The organism is Polaromonas sp. P1_G1 (genome assembly GCF_056405595.1).
Genome location: NZ_JBFUBU010000165.1, coordinates 1 through 486 on the forward strand (window position 1 = coordinate 1; position 486 = coordinate 486).

Below are 486 nucleotides of genomic sequence, written 5' to 3' on the forward strand. Positions count from 1 at the left end.
CCCAACAACTGGGCGGCGTTGGCTGCATTCATGCTGCCGCCGTACAGAATCTGCACGCGGTCCGAATGTTCCGTGGCGGCATGCAACTGGGCACGCAACACCGCATGCACCTGCTGCGCCTGCTCGGGACTGGCTGTTTTGCCGGTACCAATGGCCCACACAGGCTCATACGCCACCACGATCTCGCTAATGCAATGGCCGTTGGTGTGGATCACAGCAGCCAGTTGGCGTTTGACCACCTCTTCGGTCAACCCAGCTTCGCGCTCCTGCAGCGTCTCGCCCACACACACGATGGGCGTGATGCCAGCGGCCAAGGCCTTTTGGGCTTTGTTGGCCACGACAGCATCGGTCTCGCCATGGCACTGGCGGCGCTCGGAATGGCCCACGATGGCATAGCGCACGCCCAAGTCTCGCAACATGCCCGCAGACACCTCACCCGTATAGGCTCCGACACCGTAGGCCGACACATCTTGCGCGCCCACGGCA

1 protein-coding gene is annotated in these 486 nt (G+C 63.0%); it reads right to left on the bottom strand.

Annotation, left to right across the window (positions count from 1 at the left end; all coding sequences use genetic code 11):
• On the bottom strand, window positions 1-486 hold a 486-nt coding region (tpiA, locus tag AC1D1Y_RS26290; RefSeq protein ID WP_477684935.1), incomplete at both ends, for a triose-phosphate isomerase.